General features: G+C 39.1%; 14 protein-coding genes. All 14 read right to left on the bottom strand.

Annotated elements, in window-relative coordinates; genetic code table 11:
• Nucleotides 1-290: 290 nt before the first annotated feature.
• A complete protein-coding gene (fliW, locus tag G622_RS0105560) occupies nt 291-752 on the bottom strand; it encodes a flagellar assembly protein FliW (RefSeq protein ID WP_026509868.1) in 462 nt (153 codons plus the stop codon).
• Nucleotides 753-818: 66 nt separating this feature from the next.
• Nucleotides 819-1817, bottom strand: a complete 999-nt coding sequence (locus tag G622_RS0105555) for a hypothetical protein (RefSeq protein ID WP_026509867.1) — start codon at nt 1815-1817, stop codon at nt 819-821.
• An 8-nt stretch (nt 1818-1825) separates the two neighbouring features.
• Nucleotides 1826-2305: a hypothetical protein gene (locus tag G622_RS0105550; protein ID WP_026509866.1), complete on the bottom strand. Its 480-nt coding sequence runs from the start codon at nt 2303-2305 to the stop codon at nt 1826-1828.
• Between the two features lie 93 nt (nt 2306-2398).
• On the bottom strand, nt 2399-2830 hold the full coding sequence (gene fliS / locus G622_RS21775) for a flagellar export chaperone FliS (RefSeq protein ID WP_242832960.1): 432 nt from the start codon (nt 2828-2830) through the stop codon (nt 2399-2401).
• Nucleotides 2831-2943: 113 nt separating this feature from the next.
• Nucleotides 2944-4545, bottom strand: coding sequence for a flagellar filament capping protein FliD (gene fliD / locus G622_RS0105540; RefSeq protein WP_026509865.1), 1602 nt, complete (start codon nt 4543-4545; stop codon nt 2944-2946).
• Between the two features lie 118 nt (nt 4546-4663).
• Nucleotides 4664-5152 (bottom strand): flagellar protein FlaG, encoded by a 489-nt coding sequence (locus G622_RS21770; RefSeq protein WP_049945704.1) that lies wholly within the window; start codon nt 5150-5152, stop codon nt 4664-4666.
• Nucleotides 5153-5403: 251 nt separating this feature from the next.
• Nucleotides 5404-5625 (bottom strand): carbon storage regulator CsrA, encoded by a 222-nt coding sequence (gene csrA / locus G622_RS0105530; RefSeq protein ID WP_026509864.1) that lies wholly within the window; start codon nt 5623-5625, stop codon nt 5404-5406.
• A 59-nt stretch (nt 5626-5684) separates the two neighbouring features.
• Nucleotides 5685-6146, bottom strand: a complete 462-nt coding sequence (gene fliW / locus G622_RS0105525) for a flagellar assembly protein FliW (protein WP_026509863.1) — start codon at nt 6144-6146, stop codon at nt 5685-5687.
• A gap of 162 nt (nt 6147-6308) precedes the next feature.
• Nucleotides 6309-8498, bottom strand: a complete 2190-nt coding sequence (locus tag G622_RS24350) for a flagellin N-terminal helical domain-containing protein (RefSeq protein WP_049945703.1) — start codon at nt 8496-8498, stop codon at nt 6309-6311.
• A gap of 14 nt (nt 8499-8512) precedes the next feature.
• Nucleotides 8513-10369 carry a flagellar hook-associated protein FlgK gene (gene flgK, locus G622_RS24345; RefSeq protein WP_026509862.1) on the bottom strand — a complete coding sequence of 619 codons (1857 nt, stop codon included), beginning with the start codon at nt 10367-10369 and terminating at the stop codon, nt 8513-8515.
• Nucleotides 10370-10416: 47 nt separating this feature from the next.
• Nucleotides 10417-12102, bottom strand: a complete 1686-nt coding sequence (gene flgK, locus G622_RS0105510; RefSeq protein ID WP_026509861.1) for a flagellar hook-associated protein FlgK — start codon at nt 12100-12102, stop codon at nt 10417-10419.
• A 395-nt stretch (nt 12103-12497) separates the two neighbouring features.
• Nucleotides 12498-13019 (bottom strand): flagellar protein FlgN, encoded by a 522-nt coding sequence (locus tag G622_RS0105505; RefSeq protein WP_026509860.1) that lies wholly within the window; start codon nt 13017-13019, stop codon nt 12498-12500.
• 218 nt (nt 13020-13237) lie between these two features.
• A complete protein-coding gene (flgM, locus tag G622_RS0105500; RefSeq protein ID WP_026509859.1) occupies nt 13238-13516 on the bottom strand; it encodes a flagellar biosynthesis anti-sigma factor FlgM in 279 nt (92 codons plus the stop codon).
• A gap of 389 nt (nt 13517-13905) precedes the next feature.
• Nucleotides 13906-16440 (bottom strand): YfhO family protein, encoded by a 2535-nt coding sequence (locus tag G622_RS0105495; protein WP_026509858.1) that lies wholly within the window; start codon nt 16438-16440, stop codon nt 13906-13908.
• Nucleotides 16441-16527 lie beyond the last annotated feature (87 nt).

Raw genomic sequence — 16527 nt, 5'->3', positions numbered from 1 at the left:
TGAGCAGGTTCCTAGGCTACTTCTCAATGTCTATCCTACTATATCCACTAATGCATCTTTCTGTGTTCCGTGCCACATAATTAATGCATTTTGTGTTCTTACATACATTATATCGGACGGACTATCATAAAGTTAACCCCTATTTTCAAAAAAAATATAAATTATTTATAAAATAATATTAAGTCCTACTCAATTTTATCGTTTTCGTAAAATAGTCAAACCATCAAAATGATGGTGCGTGAAGCGATTTTACAATCATTTTGATGGTTTTATAAATAATTAGCTAATTTCTATTTTTCTTCTTTTTTGCTCTTCAAATATTTATATATAGGATATTTTGTTACATATTCCTCTTTTCCCCATACAATCTCTATCTGCGCTCCCTTACCTGTATCTGAATTAATAAGAATTGGTGCATTGAGATTCGCAGTCATGTTGGTTATATCTTCAGGAACAGTAATTGTAACCAGAAGAAGTAAATTCTCTTCAGTAAGTGGCTCAAGGAGTTCTACATCTGCCTCTTCAATTTGAGGATTATAATCCGGTTTAATCGTCAAAGGATCAATAACCGGAAGTGCTATATCAGGATCATCCATTGACTGTAAATACCACAATGCACCTACAGGCTTTTTGCTGTCATGGATAAGTGCAAATTTCTGAAGATCAGGAAAACCAACCAGACCAAAAGGCATTGTTATGATTTTCTTATCCTCGATATCTACTTCGCCAAAGATCCTGGTACTGACTTTCATTTCTCTCCCTCCTCATACTCATACGTTTAAATTTCTGCCTAATAAAAACTTTTAGTTTTTCTCTTATCAGTTTATCATATTTTCGCTAACTTTAAAACGTATTTGCCAAAATCTCTTTTCTTCTATCATCCTTCTATAATTAAGAAGATTCTCTCTGATATGCTGTGGATTATCATCAGGAGCTATCTGATATCCAGGAATTACAGGAACAATCTTTGCAGCAAGTGACGCCGTAATTGAATGATCCCCACAGCTTATAATATATTCCGGCCTAAGCTCTCGTAAAGTGCTGATAATTACCCTAAGTTCATCTGGTGATGGCATTTTGTCATCACATTGAAAATAAGGCACCGCTAACCCTCTTACAAAAACGTTATTGGCATTTGCAAGGTATTGCATTGAATTATGCCCCTCTATTCCAAAGAGTGGCACTACATTTGTGACCGGCAACAGATCATTAGTATTAATTATAAAAGTATTTTGGCACATACTTACCATAATCTCCTGAGCTATGAGATTTGTAATATGTGTTTCTCTATGTGTGTCTGTCAGATACTGCTGGGTTAAAATAACTGTTTGTCCACAGTTTCTACTGGTGAGTTTTAAGAAATTCCCACCACCTCCAAGTGTATCCTCATAATATTTTTTACTTCTCTTATAAATCTTGTGGAATAATCTTTCTGATTCAAACGTAATGATGTAAGGCTTTTGATATGACAAATATCTTGCCTGCATTAATAAGAAAAATCTATATCGTTCGTCAATGCGCATCCCGTCAACATAAGATAGAAATTCTGTGTAGAATTCCTTACTCTCAGTAAGGCGCACCATTAAATGAAGATATGCTACGTGACGCAGCATATCCGGTGTATCTTCCATAGGAAGAAAATAGATACTTTTTCTGATACGTTCAGCAAGCTCTCTCTTACCCTCCGGAGAGAGCGCTCCGCTGATTATCCTCGCTCCGATCTGTAACATCTCATCGAAGCACTCTGTGATATCTTCACTTAAAAGTATCTCAACTATTCTATTTTCATATTCCTTTACAATTGGAAATTCATTCACATTATCACCTAGTTCTTCGTATCATAGAACTGAGGCGGTGTAATCTTGGATTTGTTCATTGTAAGATAATAATCAAGTGCTGCCTGTGAGGATCTTCGGCTTTGATTTATCTGCCCTTTCGAAGAACTGAAATAGTTTTTTGCCAGAGCTCTGTTGCGCTTTTCACCAGCTTCTATTGAGTTGGACAAATCAGTTATTTGCCTTATAAGATCCTGAAAGACTTCTATTTTTTCTTTATATTTATCTTTATTATCCTGAAGTTCAGCTTTTACACGTTCGTACAAGCTTTCAAATCCGTCATTTAGATTCTCAATCCGCCTTATCAGTTCGCCTTTGCGACTAATTGCTTCATCAAATCCTGCTTCATCAAATGCTACTGTACTTTCCAGTATTTCCTTCTGAGCCTCATTTTCAGTAGCTACTTCTTGTAGCACCTTAATCTTTTCTCTAAGGCTCTCTTCCATCATGTCCAGATATGACTCTGTCACTTTGTCTTCCCCACTTTCTTCAAATAATCAATCCCCAGTAATCCTCATCCGTCAGTTTATCTGACAATTGTAATATTCTTAATTCAAAGCCTCTTATGCTCCTGCCGGAACCGGCTTAGGAGCAGGCATTTGTCCTTTTGCTATTTTGATTGCATCCACCCATGTGTCACGCATAGTGTGAATGTGTTTATTCACTTCATTCATGATATCCATTGCTTCTTCTCTATGAAGATCCGCTTCAACAAGCCTTTTCATAAGGTAGTTATATACATTCTCAAAATCTTTGGCAACCGGATACTTCATATCAAGTGTGTTATTGAGATAATCTATTATATTTTCAACCTTTAACAGGTATGTTGTAAATTTTTTCTCATCATTATTTTCAAGCCCCATAATTGCAATATTGCAGAATTTTATGGCGCCCTCATAAAGCATCAGAGTAAGTTCCTCGGGCTTTGCCTGCTGGATTTTAGTATTCTGATACTGATTCATTTGCTTAGCGTAAGGATTTCTCGCTACCGGCATAGAATTCACCTCCATGTTTTATCTTGTCGTTATCCCCTTATATGTCAGCCGCGCTGACCCTCTAGTCTCTTCCCCCTAAACATGGGGGAAGTCGTTATTCAGCTATGTTCTCATCAGCCTGTTCCAAGCATACCGGAAAGAGAGTTAGTCTGTTCATTAAGCTTAGTCATTGCTTTTTCCATTTGGGCAAACTTATCATAGTATTTATCTTCGGTCTGCCCCAGCTTATCCTGAGCCTCTTTGAGCTGTTTCTTATAATTATCAACCTGCTTTTTCATCTGCTTATCTTCATAAAGTGTATAAGCACTTGAAAACTCTGTTGACTTCATAAGATCACCCAACTTAGAGTACATTTCAGAGGATATCGTTTTGAAAAACTTACTTACAAGCTCCGGATCCTTCTCAATTTTTGCCTTAAGTTTATCTTCTTCACTGGAATATTTATCGTCATCTTCATCCCCATAAATATGCCACTTCATTCTGTCAGCTTCTTCAGCGGCAAAATATCCGGGTGTAGCGATATGGAATGACCAGAATGAAGTCTTTACTTCAACTTCTTCACCGGTTTCTTTGTTAATATCCTTTTCTCCCCAGTCATAGGAATGCATCATGATATTCTTCATTTCATTCATGACTCTGAAAATTGTCTGATCCTTTGACAGAAGGCCATCTTCAATTTTTTTATTCCACTCCTCTATCTCATCCTCAGTCATGGAGTCCTTCTCTTCTTTGGTAAGAATATCGTACTCCTTGGCTGCATCAGCGTTATAAAGGGTAAACATCTCACCAACCAGATCGTTGTATTCCTTAAGGAATCCCTTGACCATGTCATAAATACCACTGGTATCAGTCTTTGTTGTAAGAGATATATCTGAAGCTGTCTGTTTTGCAGTTATTGATAATCCATTTATATCAAATGTATTGCTGGAAGAAGTATATTCTACACCATTAAGTGTTATCTTTGCATCTTCTCCTGCATTATAAATGGCGCCATCAGATGTATTAATTCCTAGCGCGGCAACTACATTTTTATCAGAAGCCTCAAGATCAATTTCAAAACCGGCATCGGCCCCGGAAGTAGTAGCCGCCATATATGTACGTCCCTGAACAGCATCAAAACTTGCACTAATTCCGTAACCGTCTTTTGACCTTACATCTTTAAGCCTCGCAATTGCATCAGCTATAGTCTCTGTACCTTTAATCTCAACAGTTACTGCTTCCCTTGTATCTTCTGCTCCCTCTGCGGGTTTGGGACCAAACTTAATGGTAAGCTTATTCTTAACTTCATCAGCTACGGTTCCACCGGCGCCATATCCTACGATATTATCCAGTGTAGTCGTCTGATTTACCTTTCCATCTGCCAACTTCGAAGCAAGCTTGCTTCCTGTCATATAGGCACTGCTGGCAAGCTTATCAACAGAGAGTTTTTGGACGCTATTCATAGCTGTACCACTGGTAGTAACTGATACAGCATCATCGTTGGAAGTTTCTGTTGTCTTTTTAATATAATTTGAATCAAATCGCATGTTGCTCAGTGTCTTATTGTAGAAATCCACAACCTTCTTGTTGAGTTCCTTCCACTTATCAAGCTTCATATCATGCTTTTTTTGATCACTTTTTATTTTATCAACCTTTTTTGACTCTACCTTCGTAAGCTCGGTAATGATACTCTCTGTATCGAGCCCGGAAGCGAGTCCGGTTATTCTCATGGTCATATGGTGCTCCTTTCCCGGGTATATAAAATACTGCACTCTCTACATTCGCCAGAACCAGCTTGAAAAAAAGCGCAGAATGCCCCTTGCACGTTCTAAAACTGCTTTCAAAAGAACCTTTTTAGCCTCTTTCGTCGACCATAAGTCCTGCAAGTTCCCAAGCTTTTGCGATCATATCCAGCGTCTTCTCCGGTGGCAGCTCTTTTATTGTCTCTCTGGTTGTCTTATCCACGATTTTTATGGTGATACGGTTCGTATCCTCATGAATACCGAAGACTGCCTCTGAGTTGCTGATAAGCTTTTTGTTCATCTCGCTGATCGCGTTCTTGATTCGCTTGTTCTCAGCATCAATCTGTTCTTCTGTTATTTCCTGACGAGTCGGAACGTTACTGTTTTTGTTTTCCTGCTGCTCTGCGGCTGCTACCTGTGCTACCTGTGCTGCCTGTGCTGCCTGAGCTGTATGCTGGGGAGTATTCAATGAAAAATCAGGTTTCTCCTGATTCTGTCCTGCTCCACCTTCAGGAAAGTTAACTACACGTTCTGCTTTCTGAACTTCAGGAATTTGAGTTTTGCTCAATGCGCCTACATTACTTACTGCATCCATAGCCATCTCTCTCACCTCCTTGTGTATATTACAGCGGCTATCCTTTTCCGCACTATTATAAGTATCCTCTGTATATTCAGCTCTGAACTAACTAAGAACCGTCATAAAAGGTCATACTTATAGTTTCCTATATCCATTATATCGGATGAAGATGTCAAACCTTTAGCATCTTATAGTAATTTTATAGAATATTAATAGTCTGTTAATATAGAAAAAGGGAGCTGTTACCCCCAACTGTGTAACAACTCCCTCGTACTTTACTTCTTAAGCAGATCAGCCAGTGCAGAAATACCATCGGTATTTGTCGCCGCTTTGTTCTCCTCCTGAATCTGCAGATAAACTTCTTTTCTATAGATAGGCACCTCTTTCGGCGCCGCAATTCCGACCTTTACCTGGTCACCCCTGATATCTAAAATTGTGATCTCTATATCATTATTAATGATAATAGATTCATTCTTTTTTCTGGATAATGCTAACATAGCTCTTCCTTCCTCTCCTTTTTTATACCGAACTCCCAACAGAAGTTTTTGATGTGATATTATTCTGAAGCTGCTTCCTTCTGTTTCTGAAGATAGTCATAAATAGGGTACTTAACAGGATAATCATCATCGTCGATAATGATCTGGCATGCCTTGCAGTTACCCGAATTAATAATGATAGGTCCCTTAAGGTTAACTGTCATCTTGGTAATATCCTGCGGAACAGTTACTGTTACAAGAATCAAAAGATCCTCATCATCCAGAGGCAGGATATCCTTAATGCTATCTTCCTGAACCACCGGATTGAAATCCGGTTTAACATAAAGAGGATCCATAACCGGCATTGCAAATACCGGATCATCAAGTGATTGCAACCATCTGATGTTGTTGGTATCCTTGTCCTTATCATGCATCAGTGCAAACTGAGTCATGTCCGGAAAACCAATTATGCCCTTCGGAAACTCTATGATCTTGCTGTCTTCAATCTCAATTTCTCCGAAAATTCTGGTTTTTAATTTCATTCTGGTGCCCCTCCATATGAAAATATGTAAAATGCTGTTTAAGCATTTCATCGAACTTTCTCTTATTAATGATTGTATAAAAACTAACGATATTTAGCAAGGTAAAATATATTACTCTAGACAGTATCTTGATGATATTTAGCGGCCAGAGTAATAACTATATCAGATGTAGTTCATAAGTGTATCTTTTCCTATTTTACCTGTTGCCATAAGCGCTGCCTGATAAGTCAGCTGCGCAGTGGCAAGATTCGTAGCTGTCTCAGCAAGATCCGCATCCTCATTGTCAGATTGTAATGTCTTAAATGTTGTATTCTGGTCCTGAAGTCTGGAGTTGATGAGCTCAAGTCTCTTACTTCTTGTACCATTATCAGTAACTGCTACATTTGCTTTATCCAGAGCAACCTGCATACTTGTAATCTTATGTTCAAACTCTTCCTGAATATTCTGTCTTAAATAGTCATAAGCCTTTTTGCATGCATCTATTTCATTCTGAACTACTCTCTTTTCCTTTTCATCCGTAAGTGTAGCGAGCTTATCCTTTAGTGTCTTCATGGTTGTATCTACGTTATTAAGCTTAGCTGCTAACTGATCAAGATCGAAAACATCTCGTTTTACAGTTGTCGTGAAAACTGATGTTGCACTGGTATTTATAGTAATTTTCTGTGAATATCCTACATCATACTGAATTTCATGAGGAGCATTTCCTCCGTTGTAGATAACTCCATCTTTGTCCACACATGCGAACAGATTCTGAGGTCTTATATCTCCTGTCTGCCATTCCTTCTTGTCATAAACAACATCTGTAGTATTGGCATTTATGATGAATGGAAGTGCAGCCAGCTTTTCTGTCAAATAATTGTTCAAAAGAACCTCGCCAGTCTTTGCATTTAAGAATACTATGTTGTTGTAGGTCTTAAGATATTCCTCATATGCTTTTTCATAATTTTCTTCATCAGTAACGGGATTACCTGTGTTGAAGTCAGCCCTTCTTGGAGCATAGTCGCCATTTAACTGTTTATAAGCTGCATCAATCTCGTCTTCAGTGGATGTTGAATAAAGGATACGTGATGAATCAATCTCTATCGAAGTTTCCTTGTAGGAAGTGTGAATACTACCATTTTCAGTAACTTTGATAACAGTCTTTGTAGGATTATCATATTCATCATAATCCGTTTCCTTTTCCAGGGTAAATGTTCCGTCACCATTGACAGTTGCTATGAAACCATTATGAGTTTCGATGGTGTATTCCTGCCCAACCGGTCCAAGGAGTGGTACTGTAGTCTCGGTGTTCTCTCCATCTGCAAAATCTATGGATGAAACGCTGGTAGTATGCGTGGATACAATTGCACTTTTTATTCCGGTCGGAACATCCAGGTTTCCGTCTCCATCAGAGTCAGTTAAAACTCCGTCCTTACTTACTTCAAACTGGTACAGATCATAGGTTGTGAGATCTGTAACGCTTATTATATATCCTCTTTCAGGATCTGTTGCGCTTGCTCTTTCAGCAGAATATGTGTAGTTGCCAACAGTAACTGAATATACATTTGAAAGCGGAATGTAGGCCTTTTGCTCAATACCTTCCGAATTCACAAAGGTCATATCAAAATATGTAAGTCCTGTATCGGTAATCGATGCAGTTGCTTCTTTGTTCAGATTTTCCCTGAACTTAAGCTCTGAGTGCTTTCCATCCCCTTCACTATAATCAAGGTTGTCATAGGATAGTCTGATTCTTCCGATATCAACCTGCCTTATATCAACTTCCTTTGTTTCATTTATGAAACCGCCTCCGCTGACATTGAGAATATTTCCTGCATCAAGGTAATGCATGTTAAGTGTTCTGAAGGACCTGGATACATCTGCCGCATTGAATTCGTCATTTATATCTGTAAAGTTCTCTGTCGTAGATTTGTCATAGGATAATGCTGTATCTGTGCGGAATCCTGTGAAAACATAACGACCAGCATAGTCCACATTACCTGTGGAGTAATACTCTTTAGAAAGTGCATCAAGCTGAGTAACTATGGTATTCAGATCTGCCATCGTAAGATCCTTGTTTGCACCTCTGTTAGCCTGCATTATCGCATCCGTAAGCACATCCGTTATAGTTGAGAGTGCATCCTCTGTAACATCCATCCAGCTCTTTGCATCCTTCGCATTTTTGTCATAATACTGTTCGAGCTGTGATACAGTTGAACGAAGTCTGAGGGCTCTGATCGCTATAACCGGATCATCAGAAGGTCTTGCTATCTTTTTTCCGGTGGCCATCTGAGTGTTAACCTCATCCTCAACAACCTTATTGTTGTTGATATTATAGAGTGAGTTGTTGTTCATGATTTTGTTGGTAATTCTCATGGTAAATCCTCTCTTTATACTCCGGTCTCAAGTATCAGTCTGTTATAAACCTGAGATAGTGTGTTGATCATCTTGGAGTTAAGTGTGTAACTGTGCTCAAACTGAACAAGTGCAGATGCTTCTTCGTCTTCATCAACACCCATTACTGAAAGTCTCTGGTTGCCGATTGTTTTCTCAAGGGCTGTGTAGGTCTGTTCAAGTGTCTCAGCATTGCTTGCGTTAAGTGCCACATCTCCAAGTACCTTGTCCAGGAATTCTCCGCTTGTGGCGCCTCTGAATATATCTTCTTTGGTAAGAAATTCATTCAGTAATTCTATATTTCTATATTCTGACTCACCTTCCGTTACATCCATCTTGGTTGCCAAAAGATCTGCGTTTGCCCTGAGTTCTCTTGTTACGATGAAATTACCTGCTGTAATATTGTAATAGCCTTTATTATTGGAAAGTGTCGTCAGCTGCGGATATGAATACTGTGAGCTGGAATCCATACTATTGGTTCCTGAAAAAATGTATTGTCCTTCAAGTGAATCTGCAGTAAAACCCTTGGACATTATCTCATTTACCCTGCTTGAAAACTTTCTGACCCATTCATTCATCTGCTGCATGTAGTAAGGGATTCCCTGGTATTCAAAGTCTGCTCCCGCTTTGGCTGTCCTCTCTGATGGCGGCGTTGTGGAGGCTGTACTCTCTGCTGTCAATGTAAATGTATAGGTATCTCCTCCGTCATACTGCCACTCGTCATAGGAGTAGATTTTATTTGCAACTTCCAGTTTTCCTGTGGGTGGAAGTGTGCATTTGTTCATGTCCTTCAAAAGCGGATCATCTACTTTTATGGTAACTTTTGTAGTGCCGGTATATTTATTTTTTTCAGAATTCTGGACTACTCCGTTAAAGTAAAAACTGTTATTTCCGTCACGCATATCGATAAGGCCCTGAAGCTCTCCGCCGATCAACTTGTTATCAAGATTAAATACGTCAAGTCTGCTAGAGTCATCGCCATCTTTAAAATCTGAAGGAGCCCACTTTATATCATATAATCCTACAATGTCACTTTGATTTACATTTTCATCTGCATCTCTTGCTACGCAGATAAGTCGTCTGTAGGAATAGCTGTCAAGGAGCTGCTGCTTTCCTGCAATATTTACGATAAGTCTTGTGGCACCTGTCTCCCTTTCCGGATTGCTTGCATCAACTACTTTTGTTTCTTTAACATCGATATTTACAATCTTGGAAAGCTTATCAAGAAGTCCGTCTCTCTGGTCTCTAAGTTCATTTGCCCTTGAACCCTGCATCTCTATTATGTTTATCTGTTCGTTAAGTGAGCAGATCTGCTGTGCGTAGGAATTGACCTTGTCACAGTCCATTTTGATTTCCTGATTTATGTCATTTTGAAGCTGCTTTAGCGATTCTGACATGTAATTAAAATAGTCCGTTATCTGGGACATTGATGAGACGAAGGTTGCCTTTGACTCCGTTGTTCCTGAGGCCTTCATAACATCCTGAAGAGCTGACTGCATTTTTGAAAACAGGCTTGAGAATCCGGTTGTTCCCTCATCTTTGAAATACTCCTGGGTCAACTGGTTAAAGTAATTTCTCTGGGATACGCGCCCAAGAAGTGTTTCATTGGTTCTGTATTTCACGTCATAGAACTCATCTCGCACTCTCTCGATTGAAAGGGTATCAACACCTGCACCCGCGCATCCATAACTTGTAAAAAGTCTCAGCGCATCCGATGCCTGCTGATTTACCTTCTGACGACTGTAATCTTCAGTATTGGCATTTGCGATATTATTTGCAGTTGTGTTCAGCGCTGCATTTGCTGCCCTGAGTCCTGACGCCGCTATGTTTAATCCAAAAAATGTTGAAGGCATATGTTATTCCTTTCTTTCTAAAGTAAATCCGTTCATGAAATTGCTGATCAAGAACCAAGAGCAGTTACCACATGCTCCAGCATCTCACTTACCACGTTGATGTATCTGCTGGAAGCGTTAAATGCATTTTGGAACTCGATCATGAATTCCAGCTCTTCATCACTGGATACACCAATTATCTGTTCTCTTGCATTTGATACTGCTGTTACTGTCAGTTCCTGATTTGACTGAATACCTTTATATACCTCCCCTGAGTTTGCAACCTGTGAAACCAGCATATTGTAATAACCTACAAAATCTGTTTTGGTAGCAACATTGGGATTTATCAGATACTCTGCAGTTGTAAATGCGCTCTTTAGCTTTTCTACTGCATCCTGATCTTCGCTTCCATCATTTAGCATGAATGTCATCGCAGTAGGCTCATCAAGGTATATCGGATTGATTCCAATATTCGTAATGATGAATCCTTTTTTATTTTCTCCTGCCTTATGATTTTCATCTATATCATAGTTGAGGCAGTCCTCTTCGTTCAGGACTTTGAAAAGATCGTAATCCGCTGCAAATCCCTGTACTTCTCCGCTGGTAACCGGATTACTTGCTGCTTCTTCGTACACTTTGTTGATCGCTGTGCACATGTTTTTTATCATCTGGTCAAATTCTGCTTCTACATTCATGATGACTGACTGTGCAATATTTCTGTTGTAGTAATTGTTTGTCGGGTCATCTGTTATATCATGATAGTTCGCATGATGATCACCTCTTGCAAGCAATACTGAACGAAGTCTTCCGATATCAGTGTTCATGGCTGAGGATACCTGCTGCTGAAGATCAAATACTTTCGCACCTCGTATATCTGTTACCACCCATTCTTTACGAACTTCATCGTATTCTTTTTTTGCTGCAAATTCCCAATATGGTGTGTTATATCCAACCGGGCTTCCACCTTTATCTGCCGGAAGAATGCTGTCACATGCCATATGATTTACATGGTCTGTCGTTACAAACTGTGTTCCTTCGAACTGTACAAGTACATTTCCGAATACATCTTCGTAGTAACTTATTCTTCCAAGATCACCAAGCTTATCAAGAAGTAGATTTCTCTCATCTCTCAGGTCGTTGGCATGCTCCTGATGCCCTGATTCTATCTGAACTATATTAAGGTTAAGTTCTTTTATTCTGTCACCGATTTTGTTTATCTGCTCTACATAATCAGCAACCTTGCGGTTCATGTTATCCTGATAATTTGTAAAGCCTTCATACACACTATTGGCTCTTACAAGGAACTCATTTGCTCTTGTCACTAGTGTACTCTGGTTAACTGCAGAGGTTGGATTTTTACTCAACTCCTGAACTGCCACCCAAAGGTTTTCCATGGACTCCGCAAATTCAACTCCGTTCATCTCCTGAAGCTGATCCTCAATCTCTTCAAGGGTTGATACAGACACATCATAAAAGGCCTCTCTTCCGGATTCCTGTCGATAACTCTGATCAAGAAACAGACTCCTGACCTGCTTACAATTGTTGTAAGCAACACCGAGTCCGGTCTGCTTCCATGAGATTATTCTGAAATCCTTTTCAGTGGTGATGTATGGGCGAGTGCCCTGTGAAACCTGCTGCCTTGTATAGCCTTCCGTGTCTATATTTGACATATTATGAGCTGTTGTATTAAGAGCATTCTGTGATGTCTGAAGTCCTGATGCTCCAATATATAAGCTACCCATTAAAGATCCCATGTATCTACCTCGTCAAGTAATTAGTGCTTTGCTAATTAAACTTATTATTTCTGTTGTTGCCTGCTTTGTTATGTAGGATATTCTTGCTTCTGACAGTTATAAATCTTGCTTCTTAAGTTAAATAGTTGTGCGCTGGAAGTGTTATTCACTGCTTCATTCATATACTTTATCGGCAGATTTGGCTTATATCTTATATTTATGAGAAAAAATGTTGCCTGTTTCTTTGCATTAGTGACTCCTTCTTTTACACAAATTAATCCTCATTTACCTGATCCTCAGACCTAAATGGCAAAAGAAAAGAGTCATATTTGTTGTTTTTAACAAATTGACTCCTCACACACTTAAATTCCTATGACTTTTTGTGGGCAAAAGCGGAAATCGCCCACAAAAATCCTTTACTGCTTCGCATCAAATCTTCCCATAGGTGCAACACCCAGTCTGTCGCCTCTTGATCCTGCATATCTTGTATAATTCGCAGTCTCAGGAGCGCGCCTTGCTGATTGAATTATGTTCATCTCATACTGCACCATTTCAAGTGAGCTCTGAAGAAGAATCTGATTCTGGTCATTGTTTCTCTGGACATTCTGTGAAATAAACTTGAGCTTATCTCTCTGAACAGCAAGACTTCGCTGCTCGTTGGGTCTTGAATCAAGCATTCTTACAAGATCAGTGAGCTTAAGGTCATTCCCTTTCTCACCGATAACATCTGCAATGCTGTCCATTACTGCTTCACGTTCCTTATCAACTGCAGCTATAAGGGAAACAACTGCCTGCTCATCTTCTGTTATCTTAGCAAGCTCTTTTAAGTTTCTCTCCACAATTACAGGGGTCTTCTTTCCGGACAAAACCAGAAGTCTTTCATATAACGCACATTCTCTGTCGAGAACATCAACCAGATTCTGTAATAAACTTGCCATAGTTTTGTCCTCCTTTTTGTCCTAACCGGCATATCCTGTAACAAATTGCTTAGTACAATTCACAGTCTCCCTGATTGCCCATCTGGCAATTCATCACATCGATTTATCCTAAAAAAGGGCATAGATATAGAGCCTGCCTAATTTCCATCGGAGCTTAAACCGTTCGATTAAGCCGGCTCTAATAGTTTCCATATATGTTTTTCATGACAACTTCCTACTCAGAATGATTCACTGAGCTTAGCGAGGAGCTTATCTGCAAAAGCCTCTCCGCTAACGTCATACGTTCCGTTCTTAATCGCACTCTTTATAGGTGCCGTAACGTCCTCCCTGACATCCGGAGCCTCTTTCACAGCCTGCTTAGCAACCTGAATATCCTTACCGATGTTGGAAATATTCAGAGAATCAGAAACTCTAGTGGTATTCTGAGTCTTTGCTGCTTTATTCACTTTACTGGTGCCATAAACCTGTTGAATCTGGCTGTAAGCTTCTATACGCATATCGTTTCCTCCTTCCTTGGAGAATTTCTTTAGTTCTACTACTTTTATCGGAGTATTTTCTATTTAATTTAGAGGTTTTCTGAAAAAATATCAAATAATTTTTATTCTTCCTCTGCTCTCTCCCTCATATAACACTATCTTGTGGATAGTAGTTACGACATACCCGATTTAGTAGTTTCACCTTTGAAAACCCAAGGTATTGTGTCATTTGTTCCCCACCGATAATATTATCGGAGAGCATATAGCAAAACTTAACCCCTATTTCATAAAAAAAATTTATTTTTTTTTAAGATTTTCTCATGTTAAATTTATGACATCTAAAGCCGATTATTGATCAATGGTTTTCTAAAAGTTGATAGATACTGTTTAACTGATTGCAATGATGCTAATTAACGTTCAACTGATTCCAACACCTTCACATCCTCTGTAACTATCTCAGGTTCTCCGGGAAGAGTTCCCATATGATCGCCATCTTCTATCATAAGCTCAATTTTTTCACCCTTATGATGATATCCAAGATCAATAACCTTCTGGCATGAAGCATTCCCGTATCCGCTGACAAACTCTCCGTCAAGGTAGATGGACAGCGCTCTCTGAATCATGCCTTCACGATTCATATAAAAATACAACTCACCATCAAGTGATGGTGTTACCACATACTTGAAAAGATTCTGCTCCTCTTTTTCAATCTCTGCTTCATAAAATACTTTTGAATCCATTCCGGTAAATCCTTTCAGCAACATTTCCTGTGCTGTAAAAGGATTCCTGGTTACATCTATTTTTTCCAAGAGCTTTGTTACATTCTCACCTGACGTATACTCTGCCGGCAATACATAAGGATTCTCAGTTATCTTGCCATCATCGCCAATGAGGTACTTTATGCCCAGGATAGCATCGGCACAGGCTGTGTTTTGCGCATCGTAGGTTGTATAAAGACCATTATCATTAAATCCCAACTTATACATAAAGAGGCGATTCTCAACCTTAAGAAGACTGTTGTAGGTTGTGGTTCCGTTATAGTCATAATGGAGACTGTCGTTGGGAGTGCGGGGAGATAGGAACTCTAATCTGTATGATTCCTTCGACTTAAAAAATCCGTCATCTGATACGGTAATTCTTTCAAGGCTGCTGTCTTCGCTTTCCGCTATGTCCATAACTTTTGAAAGTGCCTGCCTTGTCAGGATACATTTTTCCATATATCCTGATGCTGTCTCAGCATTCATGGAAGAGCTCTTATAAACACGTACAAAATTCATCGATATATCAAGCACAAGAACAGCCACAAATCCGACAAATATTGCTCTTGCTGTTACTTTCAGGGCTTTATTTAATGACTTTCCTTTCAAAGAATCTGTTGTATTTATCCGTGATAACCATCCCATAAAGGCAGCTGAAACAGCAACAAGTCCCGCATTTATTATCCACGCCTTTGTTCCCATAAAACCAGGCTTATTTATGATTGAAACAATAAAAAGGCCAAGTGCAATCCCACAAGCTATGAGCACGTCCTTAAAAACTATTCCCTCCATACGGGTCAGCGTATAATAAACCAAAATCAGACATACAAATGAAAAGATAAAAGAATATCTGTACAAATATCCATATGCCTCAGTTCCCCCGTGGGCAAGTGTATTTAACGGCTTAATGCAGAAAAACATCATAAGCATGATCAAATAACTTCCACAAAGTAGCTTTGCCCTCTTGTGAATGCTTCGGTTAAAGAAAAATAAGATACACGGAATGATCAACACCGCACCAAAATATATATTTGGCAGACCATTCATTATTTCAAGCGAATCATAACTCATTGTGAAAAGCTTTGATATTACTGAAAAAGGAGACAGATTTCTCCCCACCGCCTCAGATGATGGTAGATACTCTGAAAAAGCCCTTACCATGTCTGCGGAATGATCCTTATTACTTCCCATAAGCGATAAAACAGTCGGCACCAAAAACCACGCATCCAAAATCAGTGCAACTACTGTCGTGGTAATGAATTCAGCAAAGCCACTTATACCAATGTTACGATAAGATCCTGATATATTTTTCCTGTCAGCAACTTCTCTGATACTTAACTTTTCAGAGTTTCCACTATACCCTTCCAGGCATTGCAGAACCGCGAAAGCTCCCAGAAACATCAGAACCATAGCTGAAATATAGTAGTTAAGTACTATCATCACCATTACTGAAATGATGTATATTGCTCTTCCCTTTGACTCGCCACGCATCATCTTAAAAAATCCAATCAGAACTATCGGCATTAGAATTACAGCATCAAGCCACATGATGTTTGTCATGTTTGCAACTGTCCAGGCACTAAAAGAGAAAACAACCGACAATAAAACGTTAATCCATAATTTGCCACTTCCGGAATTCAGGAAATAATCTCCTGCCAGGATGGCAGAGTTATTACGCCTAGTATTATCTTGAGCATCTATAATATTCTTCCTACCAAAATACTTATGTTTGCTCTCAGCCGAATACTCAGGTTTTCTATCCTTGTTTATCTTCATTTCATCCCCGTCAATATATGAAAAAAACAAGGATGTAGTAGCTGCCATTGCAGCCACCTTAAACATGATCAGGAAGGTTACCGCTATCGCATAATATTGGTCCTTAATAAATATGAACATTAGCAAAAATGGACTTGTCAGATAATATGCCCATATACCGAACATATCTGATCCAAGTCCACAGTTTTCAGAATAGAAGAAGCCATCCTCTCCATGCCAGACATTATGATAGTATGAAAAGAAATCCACATACTGCTGCTTCATATCTTCATATAAAAAAGTCTTATCACCAAAAGGTGTAATATGCAGAACAAAGCACAGAGCAGCAAAAAGCCCTGCAGCAAAAAATGCTGAAAATGCTGCCCATAGTTTCCTGTTATTTTTTATTTTTTCCCCAATTAAACTTACCATATCCCCCGAAGCCTCTCTATACTTCAATCAAACTCTATCAGGCTCGAAAGAACCTTATCAGGTCGACTTACATAGATTGAATTAAGC

It is taken from the genome of Butyrivibrio sp. LC3010, assembly GCF_000424385.1.
Classification (GTDB): Bacteria; Bacillota; Clostridia; order Lachnospirales; family Lachnospiraceae; genus Butyrivibrio.
This window is presented reverse-complemented; position numbering and strand designations above follow the sequence as displayed.

Coding starts and splice junctions, on each gene's coding strand:
- fliW (WP_026509868.1), bottom strand. CDS start 752: ATGAAAGTCAGTACCAGGATCTTTGGCGAAGTAGATATCGAGGATAAG.
- fliS (WP_242832960.1), bottom strand. CDS start 2,830: ATGCCGGTAGCGAGAAATCCTTACGCTAAGCAAATGAATCAGTATCAG.
- fliD (WP_026509865.1), bottom strand. CDS start 4,545: ATGACCATGAGAATAACCGGACTCGCTTCCGGGCTCGATACAGAGAGT.
- G622_RS21770 (WP_049945704.1), bottom strand. CDS start 5,152: ATGGCTATGGATGCAGTAAGTAATGTAGGCGCATTGAGCAAAACTCAA.
- csrA (WP_026509864.1), bottom strand. CDS start 5,625: ATGTTAGCATTATCCAGAAAAAAGAATGAATCTATTATCATTAATAAT.
- fliW (WP_026509863.1), bottom strand. CDS start 6,146: ATGAAATTAAAAACCAGAATTTTCGGAGAAATTGAGATTGAAGACAGC.
- G622_RS24350 (WP_049945703.1), bottom strand. CDS start 8,498: ATGAGAATTACCAACAAAATCATGAACAACAACTCACTCTATAATATC.
- flgK (WP_026509862.1), bottom strand. CDS start 10,369: ATGCCTTCAACATTTTTTGGATTAAACATAGCGGCGTCAGGACTCAGG.
- flgK (WP_026509861.1), bottom strand. CDS start 12,102: ATGGGATCTTTAATGGGTAGCTTATATATTGGAGCATCAGGACTTCAG.
- G622_RS0105505 (WP_026509860.1), bottom strand. CDS start 13,019: ATGGCAAGTTTATTACAGAATCTGGTTGATGTTCTCGACAGAGAATGT.
- flgM (WP_026509859.1), bottom strand. CDS start 13,516: ATGCGTATAGAAGCTTACAGCCAGATTCAACAGGTTTATGGCACCAGT.
- G622_RS0105495 (WP_026509858.1), bottom strand. CDS start 16,440: ATGGTAAGTTTAATTGGGGAAAAAATAAAAAATAACAGGAAACTATGG.